A 19938-nucleotide genomic window follows, 5' to 3' on the forward strand; every position below is an offset into this window, starting at 1 on the left:
AGGTGGTACGATTGAGTAAATACTCAAAGGAGCGGATAGCCATGCCGGCGACGATTCAACCGTTTACCAACCAACCCATATTTGCGGCCCTCACCACCAAGCAGCGCGCGATTCTCGCGGCGGCCATCGACGTTTTTGCCGAAAAGGGCTACGCCAACTCAAGCACCCACGAAATCGCCAAGCGCGCCGGTGTGGCGGAAGGCAATATCTTCAGTAAGTTCGGCAGCAAGGCTGGGCTCTTGCAGGCCATCATCGACCCGGTGGTGGAAACCATTTTTCCCACCACGATGGATCGCCTCGCCGCCGCGCAGCTCCAGAAACCGGCGGCCACGCTGACCGGGTTTATCACCGCCTTGGTGATGGCGCGCGTCAAGTTCTTTGCCAACAACGCCGCGGTGGTCAAGGTGTTCCTTGGCGAAGTCATCTACAGCAACGATATTCGCCAGCGCCTGCTGGCCAACCTACCCGAACGATACTGGCGCGCCGTGCACAGCGAACTCGAGCACCTGCGCACCACCAACCAGATCGTGGCGTGGTCCGATCAAGCCATCTTGCGGCTGATTTGGTCGCTGGTCGGCGGCACCTTGGTCAGCACCTTATACTTTAATCAACCCTTGGCGGACGGCGACGTCCAGCGCCTCATCACCGCGCTGATCAAGGCCCTCACCCCAAGCAAAGAAGCGTAGCCGACCGCGGCTACGCTTCTTTAATGGTGGCGTGACGCCACCCGGCAATGTCTTGCGGCGAAAATGGTGCGGTCACCGCTTGGCCATAAGCGGCCTGATAGGCAGCACATTTTTGCGCGTAATCTTGTTGCATCATTTGCTGCGCGTTGTCGCGCACCGACTTGGCGTGATCCGGCCAAATCGTCGGCAACACGTGCATGTGAAACTGCACGGCGGTGAAGTCCGCCGACATCGCCTTGGCAGTGGGTGCCATACTGATGAAGCAGGATACCACCGGTACCCCGAAGCGCGCGGCATAATAATACGCCCCGCGCTTGGGTGGCCGCGGCCGCGTATAGTTAAACCACATCTCCGCTTCCGGATAGATCAAAATGAACCGGTTGCGTGCGAGGTTGGCTTCCAGCAAGGCGGGAAAATCGCGCCCCATGTATTGCGTCGTCGTACTCACCGGGAGCGTGTCGGCGTAATTCATCAAATAACCCAGCATCCCGCCCATTTGCAGGTTGGTCAACTGGCTGACGATCATCAGCCGGTGGCCGCGCACGGCTTTACGCACAATCATGTTTTCCACCGGCGAGAAGTGGTTGCTCGTGACAATCGCGCCGCCGGTGATGCCAGCCAGCTGCTCGGCGCCGCTAATCGTGACGCCGGCTGTTTCAAGCCGCGCCGCCGTGCCCATCAACGCGCGGGCGATACCGGTGTTGAGGTGAAACCCCAACGTCTGACGCCGCCGCAAATACGCGGCCAACACCTGTTGTTGCTCGGCAATGGTCAGCGCGGGATCGTTGGTTTCCACCTTTGCGTACCAGTTGTGGGCCTGAGCGGCGGTGGCAATGTTGGCGACCACGGCCCGGCGGTCGCCTCGCAGTAGTCGATTCGCAATCATAGACGCACCTGACCAGTCGATTGTTGGACCTGGGCAAACGTAACGCCACCGGCCTTTGTCGTCGACTCCGCCTTACCGACCAGCTTTTGCATCCGGTCTTCATCATGGGCGCGCCCGGCTTCGCCAAACGCCACCTGCCCGGCCTTGAGCCGGTCAAAGTACGGCGTGGCCGGGGCATAATGCCAGAAGTTCTCCCCGTAGTCGACCTTGGCGTAATGCCACGGCTTATTGAACAGGTTATAGTGCACCAGATTCGGTGCCGTTTCCCCAGGAGCCTGCACGTTCCAGCGGCTCGGCAACAACACTAACTGGTCGTTCGTGATGGCGTTGATGTAGTCTTGGTCCGGCGCGATGCTTGGAAAGTGGTAAGTATTTAACAGCGTCAAGAAGTGCGCGGAAAATTGGGCGGCGCGCATCGCTTTCAGGTTCAACACTAAGACCCCAGAGTTCACGTATTCGTTGGCCGGCACGCCAACGACCTGCTCGGCATACGCCGCGGTGATCGGATCATTGGCGATAAACGGATCGGGAGCCGCGGCCACCAAGGCGTGACTCACGTCGGTGGCAAACAACTTGGCCACGTCGGCTTCGCACACAACGTCCGCATCGAGGTAAATGGCCTTGTCCAGCTGGGGAAACATGTCGGCGATAAACAGGCGATAATAAATCGTCAACGTGAAGTAATCGGCGCGCAAGGTGTTGCCATGATCTTGCACCTGCTCTTGCAACTTGGCCGCCATCGACTCGAAGCCGATGTGCACGTTGGCCGTCGCCATGCTGCCTAATGCGGTAACGGACTCTGGCGCCAAGCCCTGATTCAAAATCGTGATTTGGTACTCGGTGGCGGGATCGGTGTTGGCAATCAGCGAGGTCAACGCGACGCTTAATGGGGCGACGTATTTTTCGTCGACGGCAAAGAAAATTGGGACTACAGTCATAAGTGCTATCCTTTCAGTTGCGGGGCCAAACTGGCGTATTCGCTCAGCAGATCATCGTATTCGTGAAGCTTCAAATCGGTGTGCACGCGGTCTACTTGCCACGGCTTCACCGTCAGGGTATGCACCCACGGCCACAACCGAAAGCTCGTCGTAAAATGTTGAAACACCGTGTTGCGGTGCAACCGGCGCTGGTCATTATACCGGCGCGGGGCCACCCGCTTGTGGTTAGCTAACTTATTCAACGCGGACTGATCCGGCATGAACATTTGCCGCTGCTGACACATCAGGCGCGCCCGGGCAAATAACCCCGACTCGCGAATCTCTGCCAGATTCATCAACAACACCCCGGAGTTAATGTAGTCGGCGACTTTTAACTGGCTGTGGAAGAACCACCGACCGTAATAATCTAACACCCCGACGAACTGGGTACCCGTTAAGTCTTGATGGTAAAACTTACCAGGGTCCCGCCGGCACACGACATCCGTATCCAGGTACAACAGGCGCTCGGGTAATGCCGGCACCAAGTCGGCATACAGCCGCAACATACAATAAGGGGTGAAAATCGTTTCCCGATTGGCCGTCGGTGGCGTCGCCTGCACTAAGTCCGTGATGTCATAACGCGTCACCGTGTTGCGGGCATCATGTTCGGTCACTACCCCTTGGAGGAAGTCGGCGGTGTGTTGCGACAACGGCACGAACTGGCGCTTCGCATTGCGCAACGTCGCCGTCAACAGGTGAACGTGCAGCGGCTCCGAGACGTTTTTCAACAAAGCCAATGTCGAGATTAACAAACCATCGGCCATGTTTTCATCGCCGCAAAATAACACATCCATCTTCACTCCTCCTTCCGTCGGTACTCAATATAACTCGCGTCGCTCAAGGCTGCGCGCTGCTTCATCTGCACGGCTACTGCCGCGGCGAGCTGACGGCGCTGGGCCGGTTGACTCAGGTGCTGATCCGGGACAATTGGGCCGTCAATGTAGGCCGTGATCCGCGGTCGACCGTGGCGCCGCGTGTAAACGTTGGTTTGAACAAACACCGGCGCCTGGGTCGCCACCGGATAATGAAACGCCCCTGGGACAAACGGCCGAATCTGCGTCGCGTAGGGCCACACATGCGCCTCGGGATACACCGTCACCATCGCGCCGGCGGCAATCACCGACGCCACGACTTGATTAAACTGCACCAGCTGCCGGCGCGTGCTCGGCAAGACGAGCCCGCCGCCACGCGGCACCAGTTTGCCCATCACCGGCACGCTAAGGTTACTCGGGGCGGCAATCACATACGTTTGCCGCCGACCGCCCAGCACCAGCGGCATGAAGGCATCCCCCACCGGTTGCGTGTGATTGGCGTATAAAAAAATTCCCTGCGGCGCCTGGCGCAACTTCGCCAAGCCTACCACATGGTAATGCCAAACGGGTGCAATCACGGCGCGACCAACCCAGCGGCAAACCGTGGCGATGAGCCGATCCCCCACGCGCTGAGCGGTGGTTTGCGGTAACCATTGGTAGTCGCTGGGCAACTCGCGCGTCTCGGGACTAGTGACCATGTCTTGGGCAAAGTCCGTATAGTAACGAATCCGACTCACCGGCGCCTCCTTTTGAGTGACTACTCAATCATCCTTTTCCTGAAAATTATACTGCTAGGCAAAATTCAGAGCAAGCCAGACGACTCGCTTGGACAATCCCCAACCCCCGCGGTACCATGACCTTAACCACAAAGGAGGCACTCATGAAAAATTATGTTTTACGCAGTGGCATGCGTGTGCCGGCCGTTGGGTTTGGGACCTACAAGCTCACCGGCACTACCGGCGCCAACGCGATTGCCAGCGCCATTCAAACCGGCTACCGCCTGCTCGATACCGCCTACAACTATGAAAACGAAGGGGCGGTTGGCGCGGGCATCCGCCGCAGCGGCGTCGCAAGAAGCGAGTTGGTGGTCACCTCGAAGCTACCTGGCCGCTACTACCACTACAACGACGCCATCACCGCAATTCAAGAGTCGTTATTTCGCAGCGGCTTAGATTACTTCGACTTGTACCTGCTGCATTGGCCGAACCCCAAGGCCGATCATTACGTTGAAGCCTGGCAGGCCTTGCAAGCCGCCAAGCAATTCGGCCTCGTCCGCGACATTGGTGTGTGCAACTTCTTGCCCGCCCACCTCGACAGACTCGCGCAAGAAACCGGCGAGCTGCCCGTGGTGAACCAAATCGAGTTACATCCCTACTTCAACCAAGCCGCACAACGCGAGTACGATACAGCGCATGGGATTTTGACCGAGGACTGGAGCCCCTTGGGTCGCGCCAGCGCCGTGATACAAGATCCCGTGTTAGTTAACCTGGCCAAGCGATATGCTGTCAGCGTCGGCCAACTGATCTTGCGCTGGGAAGTGCAGCTGGGCACCCTGCCGATTCCAAAATCGGCCCACCTGACCCGCCAACGCGAGAACCTGGCCCTCGACTTCACGATTGCCGATCAAGACATGGCCGCCATCAACGCCTTAAGCAAACCCGATGGCCGCATGAAGCAACAAGATCCCGCCGTTTACGAAGAATTCTAAATCAAAAAACCGCTGACCTGCGTCAGCGGTTTTGTCGTTAATATGAATTTGAAGCGCCATACAACTTACCATCTTGCGCAACCTTAAACGTAATGGCGACATACGACGAAGAATCTTCGGTGTCGCTGTCATCATCGTACTTGTACGTGTAGTTAATGTTAAATGGCACGTAGAGGTAGATGCTGCCGTCATCGCCAAGGTAACTTTGAACGTCAGCCTGCGTGAAATCGATGTTCTTATAGGTGTCGGTTTCATCCGAATCATCGTCACCGCTCAGCTCAGCGTTGTCCTTATACCCAGCGGTCACCAGCGTAAACCCACTCCATGACCCGGAGTGATCCGCCTTGAAGTATTGCTTGGCGAAGGCATCAACGTTGGTTTTGATGTTCTTAAAGTCGTAAGTGACGGCACTGTTGGGCAACTCGTACATCATCCCGTCGTCATCGCTATTCGGCAGGCTTGTGCCACCATTTTCCGTCACATCACTTAAGTTGGCCTTGTCGACCGTCACGGTGTTGCCATAAGTGCCGCTGATGGTCAGCTCACTGGCCGGGTCGTCAACATTTTGGCTGAACGGGCCGACCTTTTGCCGCTTGGCCTTTAGCGTAATGTCAGTGGCCTTACCTTTATAGCTGACCTTGAACGTGTTCGGGCCGCCTGGGATCGTCACGTAATTCGTGGACTTCGGGAACGACAGCGTGGTCGATTTGCGCTCGCCGCCGGCCACCGAGGCCTTAGCCTTCACGGAGCCAAACTGGGAACTTTGCGTCGTCGTGAAGGTGTAGCTACCGTAAAACAGCGGTGCCTTCAGGTCATTCGTGCTCACCTTCTTGCCCTTGTAGTACAAGGCATGTTGCTTGGCACTTTTGGCCAGCTTCACCGTGGTTGGGGTGATATTTAGCTGATACTTTTTGAAGAATAATAGCCAGTTTTTCGAGGTGACCCGCACCACTTGGTTTTCGCCACTCATGATGCTCGAGGCGGCATAGTTGACCTTGATCAGTTGCTTGGCCCCATCCTTGGCAAACTTGGACTTCGTTTGGCTATGTGGGAATAGCTTCAACAACTTGGCGGGATCCTTTGCGGCCATTGCGGCACTGTAGCGGCTCTGCAGCTCGGCGGCAGTGCAATCCGTCAACTTACCGATCGCAAAAAAGGCAATCAAAGCAATGATGACGCCGCCGGTTATCATGCCCTTCGGCGACTTGATGAACGCCCCGAAGTCAAACCCACTGCCGGCACCGCCAGTCGTCGGTGGCACCGGCGGCTGCGTTGGCCCTTGCGGCTGGGCTTGCGGTTGAAACTGTGGTTGTGCCTGAGGCTGTGGCGCTTGGGGCTGAGGTTGAGATTGTGAAGCTTGTGGTTGTGGCGCCGGTGCCTGTGGTTGTGCCGGTTGCGCACTGTCATCCGCGTAAATTGGGGCGCCGGTTTGCGTATCATAGCCAACCACCTGACGCTGACTTGCCGCTGCGGTTGACTGAGGGGCCGCAGTGCTGGCCGCGGCTTGGCTTGGTGCCGCTTGGCTAGTCGCGGTTACCGAAGCGGCCGCACTCGCCTGGTCGAGTTCCTGTTGGTGTGCTGTAAATTCGGCAAAGGTTGGTTTACGCCCGTTTGCCGCCTCGAATGCTTTTGCCCATTCATTATCCATGTTGCCGCTTCCCCCATCCTTTAGATAAGCCCATGATTGCTAGAACTGATGCCAACACGGCGACAATGCCGACTGCCAAGAGCCAGTGCTGCACGCCGAGAATCCCATCCACCAAGTTCTTCATGAAGGTTTTGATGACGCCGATTTTGCTGGCGTATTCTTGGTAGAAATCGTAGGCGGCTTGGCCGGCCGGCGTGGTTTGCACGCCGGCAGCGGAGCCATGCATAATCTGATGCAATGCCTTCAATAATTCTCCACGAGTATAGCTCTGGCCACTTAACAAGGAACCGTTCAAGACGTTGTTCAGCTTGAAATAAATGCCCAAGCCAATCACGGCAGACCCGATGACCCCGCCGGACAAGAGGTATTCATCGAAGTTCGTGTGGACAAACCGCCACAAGCCATTGGCCCCGATGAACAAAACGGCGACGGTCAGCACCCAAAACAGGACATTTAAGTTGCTGGCGCCACTGACGGCAGTTTGCATCTGTGTCGTCAGACTATTCGAGCCAAAAATCTCGCCAATTAAGCCGGTGCCTTGACTCAGCGTATTCACGGCAGACTTAAACATCCCCATATGCACGGCGGTGACGAGCCAACCAATACCGAGCAGAAGGTTGCAAACGGCTAACAACGGAGTCAGCCCACCAGTTGGGGCAATCGCTTGGCGCCAACCAGCGCCGGTTTTCCAGGAGCCGCTTTTGAAGAAGTAAACCAATTGGTCAACCGGCTTAGCGCCAGGAGCCAGCGGGGCCACTGCAACAGATGCCGCACCCGGCGCAGCTTGCGGCTGTGGTTGGGGTTGGGGCTGTGGTTGCGGTTGGGGCTGTGGCTGTGGTTGCGGTTGGGGCTGTGGTTGCGGTTGAGCTTGTGGCTCCGCAACCGATTGTGCCGGCGCGGTCGTTTGGTCGGCATAAATCGGTGCACCAGTTTGCGTATCGTAACCCACGATTTGCTTTGCGGTCGTCGTGCTGGCGGCCGGCGAATCTCCCCATTCGGCCTTGCCCGCCTCGATTTCCGCCGCCGTCGGTTCGCGGCCATTGACAGACTTGAAGTAACTGATCCAATCTTCTCGTTTCCCCATCTATTGCTCCTCCCAAATCCTAAATTACTTAAATTATTGCCCTTTTCTAATCGCAACACAATGGCTAAGCGTAATTTCTCGCGGGTTTTGGTACCGCCTGCACACTGTATTACCTCAATAGTTTAACCTGTGCGGTGCAAGCCGTGGCGAATGCCCCGCAGAATCGCGACTGCGCTTGCAATTTTGCAAAATGAAGCCGAAAATGAAGATGGAATGAAAATATGGCGCACTCAAACGATTCGAGGAGGAATGCTTATGCAACCACACTCACGAGAAACGTTGTTGATCGCCGCTCGGGAACATTATGATCGCCTCTGGCAATTGATCACGGCACTACCGGATCATGGTCGCAGCGGAACCTTTCATTTCACTAATCCTGAAACCTCCGTCAAGGATGTCCTTGTTCACCTTGGCGCATGGCAACAGCTTTACTTGAACTGGAGTCAGGCCAATCTGAGTGACCAACCTGCCCGGTTCCTTCCGCGCCCCTATACCTGGCACACCACGGATCAACTGAACGCCAAAATTTTGGCCGACCATCGTGCCACCACGTTTCAAGAAGCAGCCGATGCGTTAGATCAAACCCAGACGAAAATCATTCGTCAGGTCGAAGCCGCTATCGACGAGGAACTGTTCAGCCGGACCTTGTATCCTTGGACCGGCCACGCCAGCCTCGGCGACTACGCCCGCATCGTGACCGTCGCTAATTACGACTGGGCCTTCAAGTTGTTACGCCACTATCGCCACGCACAGCTACAAACAACGTAACAAAATTAAGCGCGGCATCCACAATTGGATGCCGCGCTTATTATTTGGCGGTTACGGTAGCAAATGCTGTAAAGCATACGCCACCCCGTCTGCCGTGTTGGCCTTGGTCACCAACCGGGCAGCTTGTTTGACTTCCGGTGCGGCATTTCCCATGGCAATCGGCCAACTCACCAGCCGGAACATCGGCAAATCGTTATGACCATCGCCAAACGCCACAGCGTCCGTTGCTGCCACCCGTGCCGAAGCCATGATTGCCGCCACGCCAGCAGATTTATCGGCCCCGGCGGCGGTCACTTCGATGTAACCCGTAACCGAGCGGGTGGCGATAATCCCTGGTAGCGCCAAGGCTTGAACCGCAACGAGCACTCGCGTCAACAACGCCTCATCAAACGTGATCAACATTACCTTAAATACTGACACTGGATCGTCGAGTTCAGCGGCGAGATTAGCGACCAGTTGCGGTTGCACCCCAGTGATGGCGGCCTCATGGGTCACGCCTTCGTCAAACCGCGTGGCCAACCAGCGCTGGTCATCGTACACGGACACGCTGACGGCAGGAAATTGCTGGGTGACCAACTCAATCACGGCTCGGGCCGCACCGGCTGGCAACGGCCGGGCTGCCAACGGGTGATACCCGGTGGCCGTCGGCGTAAAAATCAAGGCCCCGTTAAATGCCACCTGTGGCCCGGTTAACCCTAAGGCGGTCATGGCCGCCGCCATTTCCACCGGGGCCCGGGCAGATACCAACGTGAGTGGCAGCCCCCGCTTGCGGACCGCCGCGGCGGTGGCTGCCGTCACGCGCCCGGTGGCATCGAGAATCGTACCGTCCATGTCGCTGAAAAGATGTCGGATCATGCTGTCGTCCTCCTTGTCTTTCGCTTGGTCGCCACTTCTATCAGGCCAAGCTTAGCACATTTTTGCCGGAGTCAGGGCCAGCGGAGTATAATGGCCACAACAAATCAAACTCGCGCCAAGCACAAGGAGGCACTCATGCACGAAATTCCAGAAACCATGGCCCAAGTGGCCGACTTGGTTGCTCGCTCCCAGCACACCGCGCACCCGTTAACCGAACCCGAGGTCATCGCCGGCGGGTTGCAAAATTGGATTCAGGAGCTGCTGGGTGAGGCCTTTGAGGGCGGGTATCTCACCGCCAGCCTCACCGCCAGCGGACTGACCATCACCGACATTTCGGATGTTCCGATCTATCAATCCACCGCGCTTTCGACCACCGATTTGGTGCCGCGCTTTCAAGCGGATCCCCACGCCACGCTGTTGTGGGTCCAAACCCAAATTCGTCAAGCCATCACCGCCGGTCACATCCGCGGCTAGTTGCACCACCAGTCCAATGCTGGTGGTGTTTTTACTTTTACATGAAAAAGCGGCATAATAATCAGTTGTGGTTTTCAGAAAAGAGGTCAAATTTGCCATGGATCAGTCTCGTGAGCAAAACCCGTGGCGCCGTAATTTACGTGTCTTATGGTTTTGTACGTTTGTTGCCGGCATCGCCTTTAGCGAAATCATGCCGTTCATGTCGCTATACGTCGGCGAGCTCGGCAACTTCACCAAGTCTCAGGTTTCGTTTTATAGCGGCCTGGTTTACGCCGCGACGTTTCTCGTCACCGCTATTGTCAGTCCGTTGTGGGGCGCGTTAGCCGATCGCAAAGGCCGCAAGATCATGCTGATTCGCGCCGCGTTTGGGATGGCCGCCGCCATGTTCTTGATGGGGTTAGTCACCAACGTCTGGCAACTGTTGGGCTTGCGGGCCCTGCAAGGCGTCTTCTCCGGCTTCATCAGCAACGCCCAGGCGCTGATTGCCAGCCAAACCCCGCGGCAACACAGCGGCCGAGCGCTAGGCACCTTGGTCACCGGCTCCACCTCGGGAATGTTGATGGGTCCCATTATCGGCGGGGTATTGGCGCAGCTATTCTCGATTCGCCACACTTTTTTCATTACCGCCGCCTTGCTCGCCGTGGCCGGCTTACTGTCCGCGTTTTTCGTGACGGAGCACTTCGTTCCCATCCGCCGCGATGCCGCCGCCGGCACCGGCCTCAAAGGGTTGCTGGGCCAATTCACCAACCCGAAGCTCATCATCGTGTTGCTGTTGTCCACGATGTTCGTGCAACTCGGCAACACGTCAATTGCGCCAATTATCAGCCTGTACGTCAAGGAGCTGATGCATAACGCGGGTGCTGTGGCGCTGGTCGCCGGCATCATCGCCGCCTTGCCCGGAATTTCCAACATCCTTGCCGCCCCGCGCCTCGGCGCTTACGGGGACAAACACGGCAGCGGTCGGGTCCTGATTGCCGGCTACTTGTTTGCCGTGCTGGTTTACCTCCCGCAAGGCTTCGTCACCAGCATCTGGCTGCTCGGCGGACTGCGCCTGCTGGTCGGGATTTCCGACGGGGCGTTATTCCCCACGATTCAAACCTTGCTGACGAAAAACTCGCCAGCTAGCGCCACCAGCGTGATTTTCTCTTGGAACCAATCGTTTCAAGCCCTCGGCAATATGTTTGGGTCGCTGCTTGGCGGTTCCCTCGCCGGGGCATTTGGCTATAACGTCGTCTTCATTTCAACGGCCAGCTTGTTGCTCATCAATTTTCTGTTTCTGTGGTTCACCGAACCGAGTCTCCGCAAATAAAGCCGAGTTGACTATCGTCAACTCGGCTTCTTTAGTAGGCCAACCAGTAATGAATGTCGGTTTCCCCCTTGGCTCGGGTGAATTCGTACCGAAACGTTTCTAGCCCGCCGATCTGAAACCCATACGCGAGATAAAAGCGATTGGCAATCACGTTGCTACCTTGGGCGATGGTGCACAAGCCTTGGCTGCCATGCGCCTGGGCAATCGGTTGGGCCGCATCAAGCAATGCCCGTGCCACCCCACTGCGCCGATAAGTCTGCGTGACCTTTAAGTCAGCTAAGTACACGAAGCGATTGAATTGATATTCAAACGTCGCCAAGCCGACGCACTTGCCTTCGGCGTAGGCGCCTAAGGCAAAGCCCGCCGCATCGATGGCAGAAAGTTGATAATTTTCTTCCGGAAAAGTTTGCTCGTGCACTTGGGCCGCTAGCCGCTCTTGGTGCGACCAGCCCGTGTCGGTGCGCGTGACCAGAAATTCACCAATGATGGGAAAAGGTTCGTTGGGCAGGCGAAGGTCCGCCTCGTTAGCTGTCGTAATTTGCTGAATCGTAATGGTCATGTGCTTCTCCAATCTGCGCCGGACTCGGCCGCCTGCTCACGAGCTTAGCTTAGGCTTGGCGGCGCGTCAAGCGGCGCAGCTTGGTTTGCAGATGCAACCAGGCCAGCCATTGGGTGCGTCCGGCCTCGTATGCCTTGAACTCGCGGGGATGCTTGCGGTAATAATCCTGGTGATAATTTTCCGCCGGCCAAAATGGACCAGCGGCTTCGATGGCCACGGCGATGGGCTTGGCGTAGTTCGCCGCTTGGGCCTGCTTGCTGGCTAGGGCGGCGGCTTGCTCGGCGGCATTTTGCACGAAAATCACGGGCCGGTATTGCGTGCCGCGATCGTTGATTTGACCGCCTCCGTCTGTGGGATCAATCAGTTGCCAATAGACGTCTAGCAAATCTTGATAGCTGACGAGCGCGGTAGCGTAAATAATCTCCACGGCTTCGACGTGGCCAGTGGCGCCGGTGCTGACCTGCTCGTAGGTCGGCGCGGCCAGCTGACCGCCAGTATAGCCGGAAATCACCGCACGAATCCCAGGTCGGGTCACGAACGGCTCGACCATGCACCAGAAACACCCACCGGCAAAAATCGCCCGGGCCTGGCCAGCCGGATCCGGCTGGTCGTGCAGCGAAAGGTCGGTGACCATAGCGGCCGCCGCATCCCCGGTGTAGCCGGCGTACCAATCGGCCACCGCGGGCGTGAGATTCTGACGGACGGCAAGCGGCCGCAATGCCGCCTCGAGCGTCGCGAGGCTTGCCCCGCTACTGGCCCCACCTTCGATCGCGCGCTTAGCCGCGTTAATCTGCTGGCGCTCCCAGTCGCGCGTCGCCGGATTCAAACTCAAATCATACAACTGTTGCAAAACCGCCTCATTCATCGCCGCACCTCCGTTGATGATGCCTCCATTATCGCAAACGGTTGTGCACAATTCAACTAGTGCCGGCTACTTCAGCTCCGGATACATATCAGTAATCATCACCCGCTGATTCACCAAGGTGGCCTTCTGCCAATCGATGTCCTTGCTGGCATACGGATCCGTCAACATGCTAAAGGCGTGGCAGGCCACCTCGTAATGACTGCTCCCAATATCGGCGACGCTGATCGCCGGCAATAAATCCTGGCGGGCGTCAGCGGCGGCAAAGACCTTCAAGATGTCTGCTTTGACCTGACTGGTATCTTGGCCACGATTGGTTTTGGTGAAGGTGACGCTGCCGGCCGAACTTATGCCCACCATTCGCTGCTTGGATAAAAAGACGTACAGCGTGCTGCCGTCAGTGGCCAAAGTCGTGGTCGCGCGAGTTAACCGATACCCGCGTTGGGCGGCCACAGCCAGGTGCTGCAAGTAGGTCGCGGAATATAATTGGTCGACCGCCACCTTGCGCAGCGGCTGAATCAGCTGGCGACTGGCGCCGAGCGTGGCATTTTGGTAAAGCTTGTCACCAATCACCCGCAACTGCCTGCCGTCGGCGCCGACCCAGCGGCCAGCCAAATCGCTCGTGGCCACGCGCTGTGGCTGGCGCCCGGCGCTGGCATACACGGTGATGGCCGGTAGCTTGGCAGCTGTGTCGCCAGTGGCAAGAATCTCGATGGCATACAGCCGCTTGCCGCGGGCGACGAAGCCCGTCGTCGGCACCGGCGTCACCGCGGTGCGATAAAACGTTAAGTCCGTCAGCTGCTTCAGCACAAACCCGGCCTTCGCCTTGGCTAAGCCGGCGTTAAGCTGTTTCAGCGTGAACCAATGGGGTTTGACCAACGAGGTTTGCGTACGAATTGCCGTTTTCGCCTGCGCGTAGGTCAGCGCCGTACTGCCGACAGCCAGCCCGTGGCGCGTGACCACAACCGTCGGCGCAACGCTGGCGGCTTGGGCCGTATACTTGCCTGCCGTCCAACTCCCGATATCATGCCAAATCGTTTCGGCGTGATTCAAAGCCTGACGACTAGCCGGTTGCGCACTAGGGGTCGAGTGACAGCCGGCCAAGCCGACGATAATGAATGCAAAGCTTAAGACTGCCCACTTTTTCATGATTGCCCCTTCTCCGCCATTCGTTAGGCTACTCGTTGGTGTGGTTGAGCTTGGCTTGCTCGGCGGCCGACAACCGGTCTAACCCGCACAAATGATGGAGCCAATCCGTCAGGTGTTGCGCGGCGATCATCAGGCCGATGGGTAACCCAAACAACAGTAGCAACACCTCGGTGAGCCCAACGATGGCCCGCGCGGGTTGGTGCGCAGGCAGCGGCGCGTGATTCAACCACGCAAACGCGGCTAATTCTGCCATGATGAAAAAACATGTGGCCGCCGTGGCAAAATGCCAAAACAGACTAGATGACGGGCCCAGCGCCCGTGCACTTTGCATGAGGCGCTTGCTGCCACCGCGCCCGAGCCAACGTAACGTGAAATAATTCAAGATGCCGGAGTACAGCATGATCACCAAGAACCCCCAAAAGCCCCAGAAGGTTTGCGCAAGCACTGAACCCTTTGGCGGTTTTGCCGCCCAAGTCAAGATCATGATGAACGGTAAGGCGACATTCGTCCAGATCATGAGCGACCGCACCGCAAAACCCGGCCGCGCGCCACCGTTGGCTAAGATTACCCAGGCCGCGTAGGCGGTTGGCTCCACCAGGCCGAACACCACGACCAACACCAACAAGAATCTGTTGAACCCGGCGCCTTGCAGCGTTTCCCCTAGCCAATCGACGTTGAGCATCATCAAGGCCATCAGCAAGCCAAAACCGGCCGCAAAAATCCCCACCCCTAAAAACAGGTGGTTCGTTTCACGGTCGGCTTCGACCTTGGTGCGTCGACCAATCAGGCTCAACCCAATGGCCGCCGCTCCAAACAATAAAAACCCAGCAGCGAGGACATACACCATCCACACTTGTTCGTGGCCACGGATTGCCTGCCGCACTAACCATACCTTTGACAATTGACTCACTCCTTTATCGTGCCTAAATATAACACACATTGAGTGAGCCACAAGCCAATCCACCGCGTCTGGTGGTGCGCTAGTTCAGTAAGGCCTGGCCAACATTGATTTGCTTGTCGATGAGTCCGGCTTGATAAAAGACATCGGCGATGGTTTGTTGTTCCTTCACAATGGCGCTAGTGACCGCGCTAAAGGAAAAACTGCGGCGCTTGACCACCAAGTTCGTGATGGCTTTGCTGAGGCGCAACGTCTTGCTCAACATGGTCGAGACTTTGGCTTTATTGGCATTCGCCCAGGTCATGTCTTCACCGAGATACTGCAAGAATAGCTTAGTCACGGTCGGATTAGCTTTGGCGTACTTGCGCGTCGACACCACAAAGTCGCGATTCTTGGCCAAACCCTTAGCGGTAATCAACAACTTCGCGTTTTGTTGTTTCTGCGCGGTGGCGGTATACGGATCCCAGGTGACCCAAGCGTCGACCTTGCCCTTGGCAAACGCGACGGAAGCGGCGCTTTGGTCCATGTTCACCAAGGTCACGTCGCTGGTCGACAAGCCCGCCTGCTTCAGCGCCTGAATGATCATGAACTGCGCGGCCGTGCCCTTGGCGTAAGCGATGCGTTTACCTTTCAAGTCGGCCAACTGTTGAATGCTCCCGTTTTGCTTGACCAACACGCCGGTGCCATTTTCCTTGCTGGCACCAGCACCAACGTAAACCAGGTCCATGCCGGCCGCCTGGTTCACTACCGGCGGCGTGTCCCCCAGCCGCGCGTAGTCAATGCTCCCCGCCTTCAGCGCGGTCATTAACGCGGCGCCGTCTTGAAATTCCTTGAAAACAACTTGATAGCCCTTGGCCTTCATTTTCTTGGCCAACTCGCCGCGCTGCCGGGAAATGTCGACTGGATCCGCTTTTTGGTAGCCCACCACCACTTTAGTCAACGTGGTGCTGGCGACATCAGTTTGAAAATAGCCGTAAACGGCGACGCCAAGCCAGGCAGCCAAGGCAACGAGGAATACGGTGAGGGTCAGTTTTCGTTTCATTTGGCTGCTCCTATTGCTAAGAGTTGGTCACGGAGCGCCGGGCGCAGAACCTTGCCCGTCGTGTTGCGGGGAAAGCTGCGGACAAACTCGACTCGCGTCGGCGCCTCGAACTTGGCCAGCCGCGCGCGCCCGTACTCGAGAATGGTTTGGCGATCGGCCGCCTCGTTGATCCCCGGATGGGTCGTCACGACCACCGCCGTGACCTCCTCACCATACAGCGGATCGGGCAGGCCAATTACGGCGAGTTGCTCGATGAAATCGAGCTCGGCGAGGACACTTTCCACGGCGGCCGGGGCGACTTTTTCCCCACCGCGAGAAATAATTTCCTTGCTGCGGCCGCGAACGAACAGGTACTGATCGGCGTCGAAGTAGCCCAAATCCCCGGTGAGAAACCAGCCATCGACAAAGGCATCCGGGTGCGGATCGAGGTAGCTCGTGATGACGTGGTCGCCGCGAATGGCAATCTCCCCGTCGACATTTGGCGCGGTGGTAAACTCGCCGGCCGCTGTGTGAATCGCCACATCCGTCCCTACCGCCTTGCCGGCACTGCCGATTTTCGGTGCGTCAAACGGGTTGATGGTGCACTGGCTGCTAGCTTCGGTCATGCCGTAGCCTTCGATGATGGTGGTGTGAAACCGGTCCTGAAATTCCCGCAGCCGTTCCTCGGGCAAGGCAAAACTCGAGCTGCGCACAAACCGCAAGTGAATCTCAGCTTGCCGTGCATCATAAGTGGCCAAAGAATGTTCATTTAGCAACAAGAAACTGATGATGGTCGGTACCACCGCCGTCCAATCGACGCCGTTATCTGCCACCCAGTTCCAGTACCGCGAAGCCGAAAACTTCGGGGCAATCACAATCTTCCCGCCGGCGTAGCGAATGGCCTGCGTCACCATTACCTGCGAGTTGATATGAAACATCGGCATCGTAATTAACGCCACGGTGTCAGCACTCATGGTGTTGCTTTCGGCGTCGTGGCGCGCGGCGTTGGCCACGATGCGATGAGTCAGGCCGACGCGCTTAGGCTTACCGGTTGTCCCGCTAGTGTGCATAATTAACGCCAGGTCGTCTTCTTGCACGGTGCCGCTTGGCGCGCTCGCCCGGTTGGCTACCGCGGCGGCCACCACGGCGAGGCGCAAGTCTTGCGCCAAAATCATTGCTAAGGGTGTCACCTGATAGTCGCCACCCGGTAGCTGGGCGGCTAAGCTCGGCTGGAGAATCATCGCCGCGTAGTGGTGCTCGGCTTGATCGGCTAACAACTCCGGTAACGGCGTATCCGGCGCGATGGGATGAACCGCCACGCCAAGCTGCCACGCAGCCTGCTCCAGCGGCAGAAACACCGCGCGGTTGGGTAGGCAAATCAACAGCGTATCGCCGCGCCCAATCTTGGCCGCCGTGAGCCGGGCCGCAAAGCTGGCGACATCTTCGGCCACCTCGGCGCCGGTAAACCACCGGTCGCTGGTAATATCCTTGACCACGGCTTGGGTGGCCTCATTTTGTAGTTGGTGAGACAGGTACTGATTGAGTGCGGTCATGGGCGATCGCTCCTTTCCGGTTCTTTTTCAGGATATGCCACTGCGGGCGACCAATCAGCAACCCAAACGGTGGTACTTTGTAGCAGAAATATGCGATGCCAAATGACACGGCGAGCACGAAAATATAACCCACCGGAATCAAAACGAGGTAGCCCCAATCCGGCACGTGCACGCTAACTAGCAAGGCCCGTAACAGCGTCAAGCCAATAGTTTGGTCGAGATAAATGCCAAACGACACCTTACTGCCGGTTTTGACAAACCATTCGACGCGCGGCGGAATATCGCGCTGGCGCCAGTCTGCATACTGTAGGCCGACCCAGAATACGAAGCAGATCATCACGGTATCGTAAATAAACATGTACGGCTGATGCGGCGACACGGCCGCATCGTGCGTCAGCCCGAGGACTTGACGATTCCAGAAGTAATACGGCACGGTGCCGATGGACATCAGCCCGGTGATGGTCGCTAGCGGGCGGATGTGCCGCCGAATGAAGGCCACGACGGCTTGGTAGTGCCGCGCCGTGAAGGCCCCGAAAATAAAGTAAAACTGGTAGGTAAAGACGTTAACGCCGTACGCGGCAAACCACCACGGCCACCCGGAGCGGTCAATGTGCGGATAGCCGTATTTAATCGTCGCGACAACCGCCAGTTGAATCAAGGCGCTCACCGCCAAGATGGCGCCATGGCGATCGACGCGGCGAAACAGCCACATCATCGCCGGGAACACCACGTACAACTGCATGGTGACGAGAATGTAGTACATGTAAAACTGATCCCCATGCAGCAACGCAATGAGGTAAGTCGGTCCAAACTTCGCCCAGGTGAACCCGGGTTGCATCAAGACGGTGGCCATGAATAAGAGCAGGAAGTTCCACAGCAAATATGGCCAACCAGAACCGGCAAAGCGCTTCTTGAAAAATGTCGGCCAGTCGTGGCGCCCATAGTAATTCAACGTCAACACTAGGCCAGACATAAACATGAAGCCCATTCGGGTAAAGTGGATCAGCAGATGCGTCGCCAACAGCGACATGTGGGCCCAACCTTCCGCGTCGACCATTTGCTGCGTGAAGGCCGTCGTGGTGTGATTCAACAACACCCCGAAAATAAAAATGATGCGCATCAAGTCGACTTCGTGAAGGTACGGCCGTCTTTTAGGTTTATCTGCCACGTTTACACCGCCTGTCCGCTTGGTTGCAAAATCACCTGCAACACGTCTTGGGCCACAGTGGCCACTTGCGCCGCGGTGCCATCTTTAGCGCCGGTCGCCTCGTACACGTTGCTGCCATTCTTAATGACGATAATGCGATCGGCCATCCGCGCAGCCTCCTCGACATCGTGTGTGATCAGCAACGTAGTGAGGTGTTGTTCGGCCACGATTTGGCGAATGAAGTCCTGCATGTTACGCCGCGTCAAGGCGTCTAACGCGCCAAGCGGTTCGTCAAGCAATAACAGCTCGGGTTGGGCCATCAGCGCCCGGGCCAAGGCCAGCCGCTGCTTTTGCCCCCCGGACAGCTGGTTGGGATACTGATTGGCAAACGCCGCCAAGCCGACTGCAGCTAGAGTTTGCTTGGCGCGCGACTGGGTGTCGGCGTCACGAGCGTGGAAGGACACATTTTGAATAGCGGTCATCCACGGCAGCAGGCGGTCGTTTTGAAACATCACCCGCGTCACCGGGGCCTGGCCGCCAGCATAGGATAAGTTGCCAGCACTTGCCGCTTCGAGGCCGGCAATTAGGCGCAAAATCGTACTTTTCCCGCCGCCAGACATCCCCACCAACGCGACAAACTCACCGGGATAGATGCTGAAGTTGACGTCGTGTAAGGCCGTGTTGGCACCATATTGCTTGCCAATGCGGTCAAGTGTGATCAATGGCGTCATGCCCGGGCCCCTCCTTTCGTTTGCCAATCGAGGCAAAGACTTTCCAACGTTTTAGCGATAATATCGGACAATTTACCTAACAAGGCGTAAATCACGATGCACAACAGCACCGTTGCCATGTCCATGAACTCCTGGGCGTTGCTGGCCATGTAGCCGATACCGGAATTACTCGAAATGGTTTCGGCCACAATCAGCGTCGTCCACATCACCCCTAAGGCGTACCGCACACCGACGAGAATCGTCGGCAACGCCCCGGGGAACACGATCTTGCTGAACAGCTGACGCCGAGTTAACCCATAAGTGCGCCCCATTTCCAGAAGCTCTGGATCGATGTTGCGAATACCGGAGTAAGTGTTGATGTAAATGGGAAACATCACCCCGACGCTGACCAGTGAAATCTTGGCCGATTCGCCAATACCCAGCATGATAATCACCAAGGGAATTAACGACAGGTGCGGGATGTTGCGCAGCATCTGAATTGTGGTGTCGGTCAGCCCACGGGCTACTTTGGACAGGCCGTTGAGTAAGCCGAGCACAAACCCGATGCTGCCGCCAATGGCAAAGCCGACGGTGGCGCGAAACAGGCTGATGGCGATGTTTTTCGGCAGTTCTCCAGTTTGCCACAGGGCCACCCCGTCTTGCACCACCGCCAGCGGGGAGGGAATTAACTGCTGATCCAGCCAGCCGGCGGACACGGCGAACTGCCACGCGCCGACCAAGGCCACAGGAATGAGCCACGGGAGCAGGCGGTGCCAATTCAGTTGATGCGGTTGTTGCTTTGACTGCGGCAAGACCGTTGCGTTTTCCATGA

At 57.3% G+C, this 19938-nt stretch carries 21 protein-coding genes; 5 read left to right on the forward strand and 16 right to left on the reverse strand.

What is annotated here, in order from left to right; genetic code table 11:
- Positions 1–11: 11 nt before the first annotated feature.
- Positions 12–686, forward strand: coding sequence for a TetR/AcrR family transcriptional regulator (locus tag FD02_RS05030; RefSeq protein ID WP_156408243.1), 675 nt, complete (start codon positions 12–14; stop codon positions 684–686).
- Positions 687–696: 10 nt separating this feature from the next.
- On the opposite strand, the gene FD02_RS05035 is transcribed toward FD02_RS05030, so the two are convergent.
- Genes FD02_RS05035 through FD02_RS05050 form a run of 4 tightly spaced genes read right to left on the reverse strand, consistent with a single transcriptional unit; the run spans position 697 to position 4098 of the window.
- Positions 697–1572, reverse strand: a complete 876-nt coding sequence (locus FD02_RS05035; protein WP_054721897.1) for a lysophospholipid acyltransferase family protein — start codon at positions 1570–1572, stop codon at positions 697–699.
- Positions 1569–2510, reverse strand: coding sequence for a glycosyltransferase family 8 protein (locus FD02_RS05040; RefSeq protein WP_056950962.1), 942 nt, complete (start codon positions 2508–2510; stop codon positions 1569–1571). Before FD02_RS05040 ends, FD02_RS05035 begins: the two co-directional genes overlap by 4 nt.
- 5 nt (positions 2511–2515) lie before the next feature.
- The gene (locus FD02_RS05045) at positions 2516–3349 is read right to left on the reverse strand and encodes a glycosyltransferase family 8 protein (RefSeq protein WP_191980323.1); all 834 of its coding nucleotides are present in this window, start codon (positions 3347–3349) and stop codon (positions 2516–2518) included.
- Complete coding sequence (locus FD02_RS05050; protein WP_082603316.1) at positions 3346–4098, reverse strand: lysophospholipid acyltransferase family protein; 753 nt, start codon at positions 4096–4098, stop codon at positions 3346–3348. The genes FD02_RS05045 and FD02_RS05050 overlap by 4 nt, the downstream gene beginning before the upstream one ends.
- A 143-nt stretch (positions 4099–4241) precedes the next feature.
- Between FD02_RS05050 and FD02_RS05055 the strand changes: the two genes are divergently transcribed.
- Entirely contained in the window at positions 4242–5069 is an 828-nt protein-coding gene (locus FD02_RS05055) for an aldo/keto reductase (RefSeq protein WP_054721902.1), read from the forward strand.
- Positions 5070–5106: 37 nt separating this feature from the next.
- Here FD02_RS05055 and FD02_RS05060 read toward each other — a convergent pair whose 3' ends face one another.
- A complete protein-coding gene (locus FD02_RS05060; RefSeq protein WP_056950965.1) occupies positions 5107–6717 on the reverse strand; it encodes a zinc ribbon domain-containing protein in 1611 nt (536 codons plus the stop codon).
- A complete protein-coding gene (locus tag FD02_RS05065; protein ID WP_054721908.1) occupies positions 6710–7801 on the reverse strand; it encodes a hypothetical protein in 1092 nt (363 codons plus the stop codon). Before FD02_RS05065 ends, FD02_RS05060 begins: the two co-directional genes overlap by 8 nt.
- 255 nt (positions 7802–8056) lie before the next feature.
- On the opposite strand from FD02_RS05065, the gene FD02_RS05070 reads away from it, so the two are divergent.
- Entirely contained in the window at positions 8057–8569 is a 513-nt protein-coding gene (locus FD02_RS05070; RefSeq protein ID WP_056950967.1) for a ClbS/DfsB family four-helix bundle protein, read from the forward strand.
- A gap of 51 nt (positions 8570–8620) precedes the next feature.
- On the opposite strand, the gene FD02_RS05075 is transcribed toward FD02_RS05070, so the two are convergent.
- Positions 8621–9424 (reverse strand): Cof-type HAD-IIB family hydrolase, encoded by an 804-nt coding sequence (locus tag FD02_RS05075; RefSeq protein WP_056950969.1) that lies wholly within the window; start codon positions 9422–9424, stop codon positions 8621–8623.
- 135 nt (positions 9425–9559) lie between these two features.
- Between FD02_RS05075 and FD02_RS05080 the strand changes: the two genes are divergently transcribed.
- The gene (locus FD02_RS05080; RefSeq protein ID WP_054721911.1) at positions 9560–9898 is read left to right on the forward strand and encodes a hypothetical protein; all 339 of its coding nucleotides are present in this window, start codon (positions 9560–9562) and stop codon (positions 9896–9898) included.
- Positions 9899–9995: 97 nt separating this feature from the next.
- The gene (locus FD02_RS05085; RefSeq protein ID WP_054721912.1) at positions 9996–11207 is read left to right on the forward strand and encodes an MFS transporter; all 1212 of its coding nucleotides are present in this window, start codon (positions 9996–9998) and stop codon (positions 11205–11207) included.
- A 31-nt stretch (positions 11208–11238) separates the two neighbouring features.
- Here FD02_RS05085 and FD02_RS05090 read toward each other — a convergent pair whose 3' ends face one another.
- From FD02_RS05090 to FD02_RS05130, 9 genes are all read right to left on the reverse strand, one after another.
- Positions 11239–11766, reverse strand: coding sequence for a GNAT family N-acetyltransferase (locus tag FD02_RS05090; protein WP_054721915.1), 528 nt, complete (start codon positions 11764–11766; stop codon positions 11239–11241).
- Positions 11767–11815: 49 nt separating this feature from the next.
- On the reverse strand, positions 11816–12631 hold the full coding sequence (msrA, locus tag FD02_RS05095; RefSeq protein WP_054721917.1) for a peptide-methionine (S)-S-oxide reductase MsrA: 816 nt from the start codon (positions 12629–12631) through the stop codon (positions 11816–11818).
- A gap of 66 nt (positions 12632–12697) precedes the next feature.
- A complete protein-coding gene (locus FD02_RS05100; protein WP_056950970.1) occupies positions 12698–13777 on the reverse strand; it encodes a hypothetical protein in 1080 nt (359 codons plus the stop codon).
- A 28-nt stretch (positions 13778–13805) separates the two neighbouring features.
- Positions 13806–14660 (reverse strand): hypothetical protein, encoded by an 855-nt coding sequence (locus FD02_RS05105; protein ID WP_235806676.1) that lies wholly within the window; start codon positions 14658–14660, stop codon positions 13806–13808.
- 97 nt (positions 14661–14757) lie between these two features.
- Positions 14758–15717, reverse strand: a complete 960-nt coding sequence (locus tag FD02_RS05110; protein ID WP_054721925.1) for an aliphatic sulfonate ABC transporter substrate-binding protein — start codon at positions 15715–15717, stop codon at positions 14758–14760.
- Positions 15714–17249, reverse strand: a complete 1536-nt coding sequence (locus FD02_RS05115; protein WP_054721927.1) for an AMP-binding protein — start codon at positions 17247–17249, stop codon at positions 15714–15716. Before FD02_RS05115 ends, FD02_RS05110 begins: the two co-directional genes overlap by 4 nt.
- Positions 17206–18417 carry an acyltransferase gene (locus FD02_RS05120; RefSeq protein WP_056950974.1) on the reverse strand — a complete coding sequence of 404 codons (1212 nt, stop codon included), beginning with the start codon at positions 18415–18417 and terminating at the stop codon, positions 17206–17208. The genes FD02_RS05115 and FD02_RS05120 overlap by 44 nt, the downstream gene beginning before the upstream one ends.
- Before the next feature lie 2 nt (positions 18418–18419).
- The gene (locus FD02_RS05125; RefSeq protein WP_056950976.1) at positions 18420–19127 is read right to left on the reverse strand and encodes an ABC transporter ATP-binding protein; all 708 of its coding nucleotides are present in this window, start codon (positions 19125–19127) and stop codon (positions 18420–18422) included.
- Positions 19124–19936, reverse strand: coding sequence for an ABC transporter permease subunit (locus tag FD02_RS05130; protein WP_054721931.1), 813 nt, complete (start codon positions 19934–19936; stop codon positions 19124–19126). The genes FD02_RS05125 and FD02_RS05130 overlap by 4 nt, the downstream gene beginning before the upstream one ends.
- Positions 19937–19938: the final 2 nt, after the last annotated feature.

Origin of the sequence: Lacticaseibacillus nasuensis JCM 17158, assembly GCF_001434705.1 — a bacterium.
GTDB lineage: Bacteria > Bacillota > Bacilli > Lactobacillales > Lactobacillaceae > Lacticaseibacillus > Lacticaseibacillus nasuensis.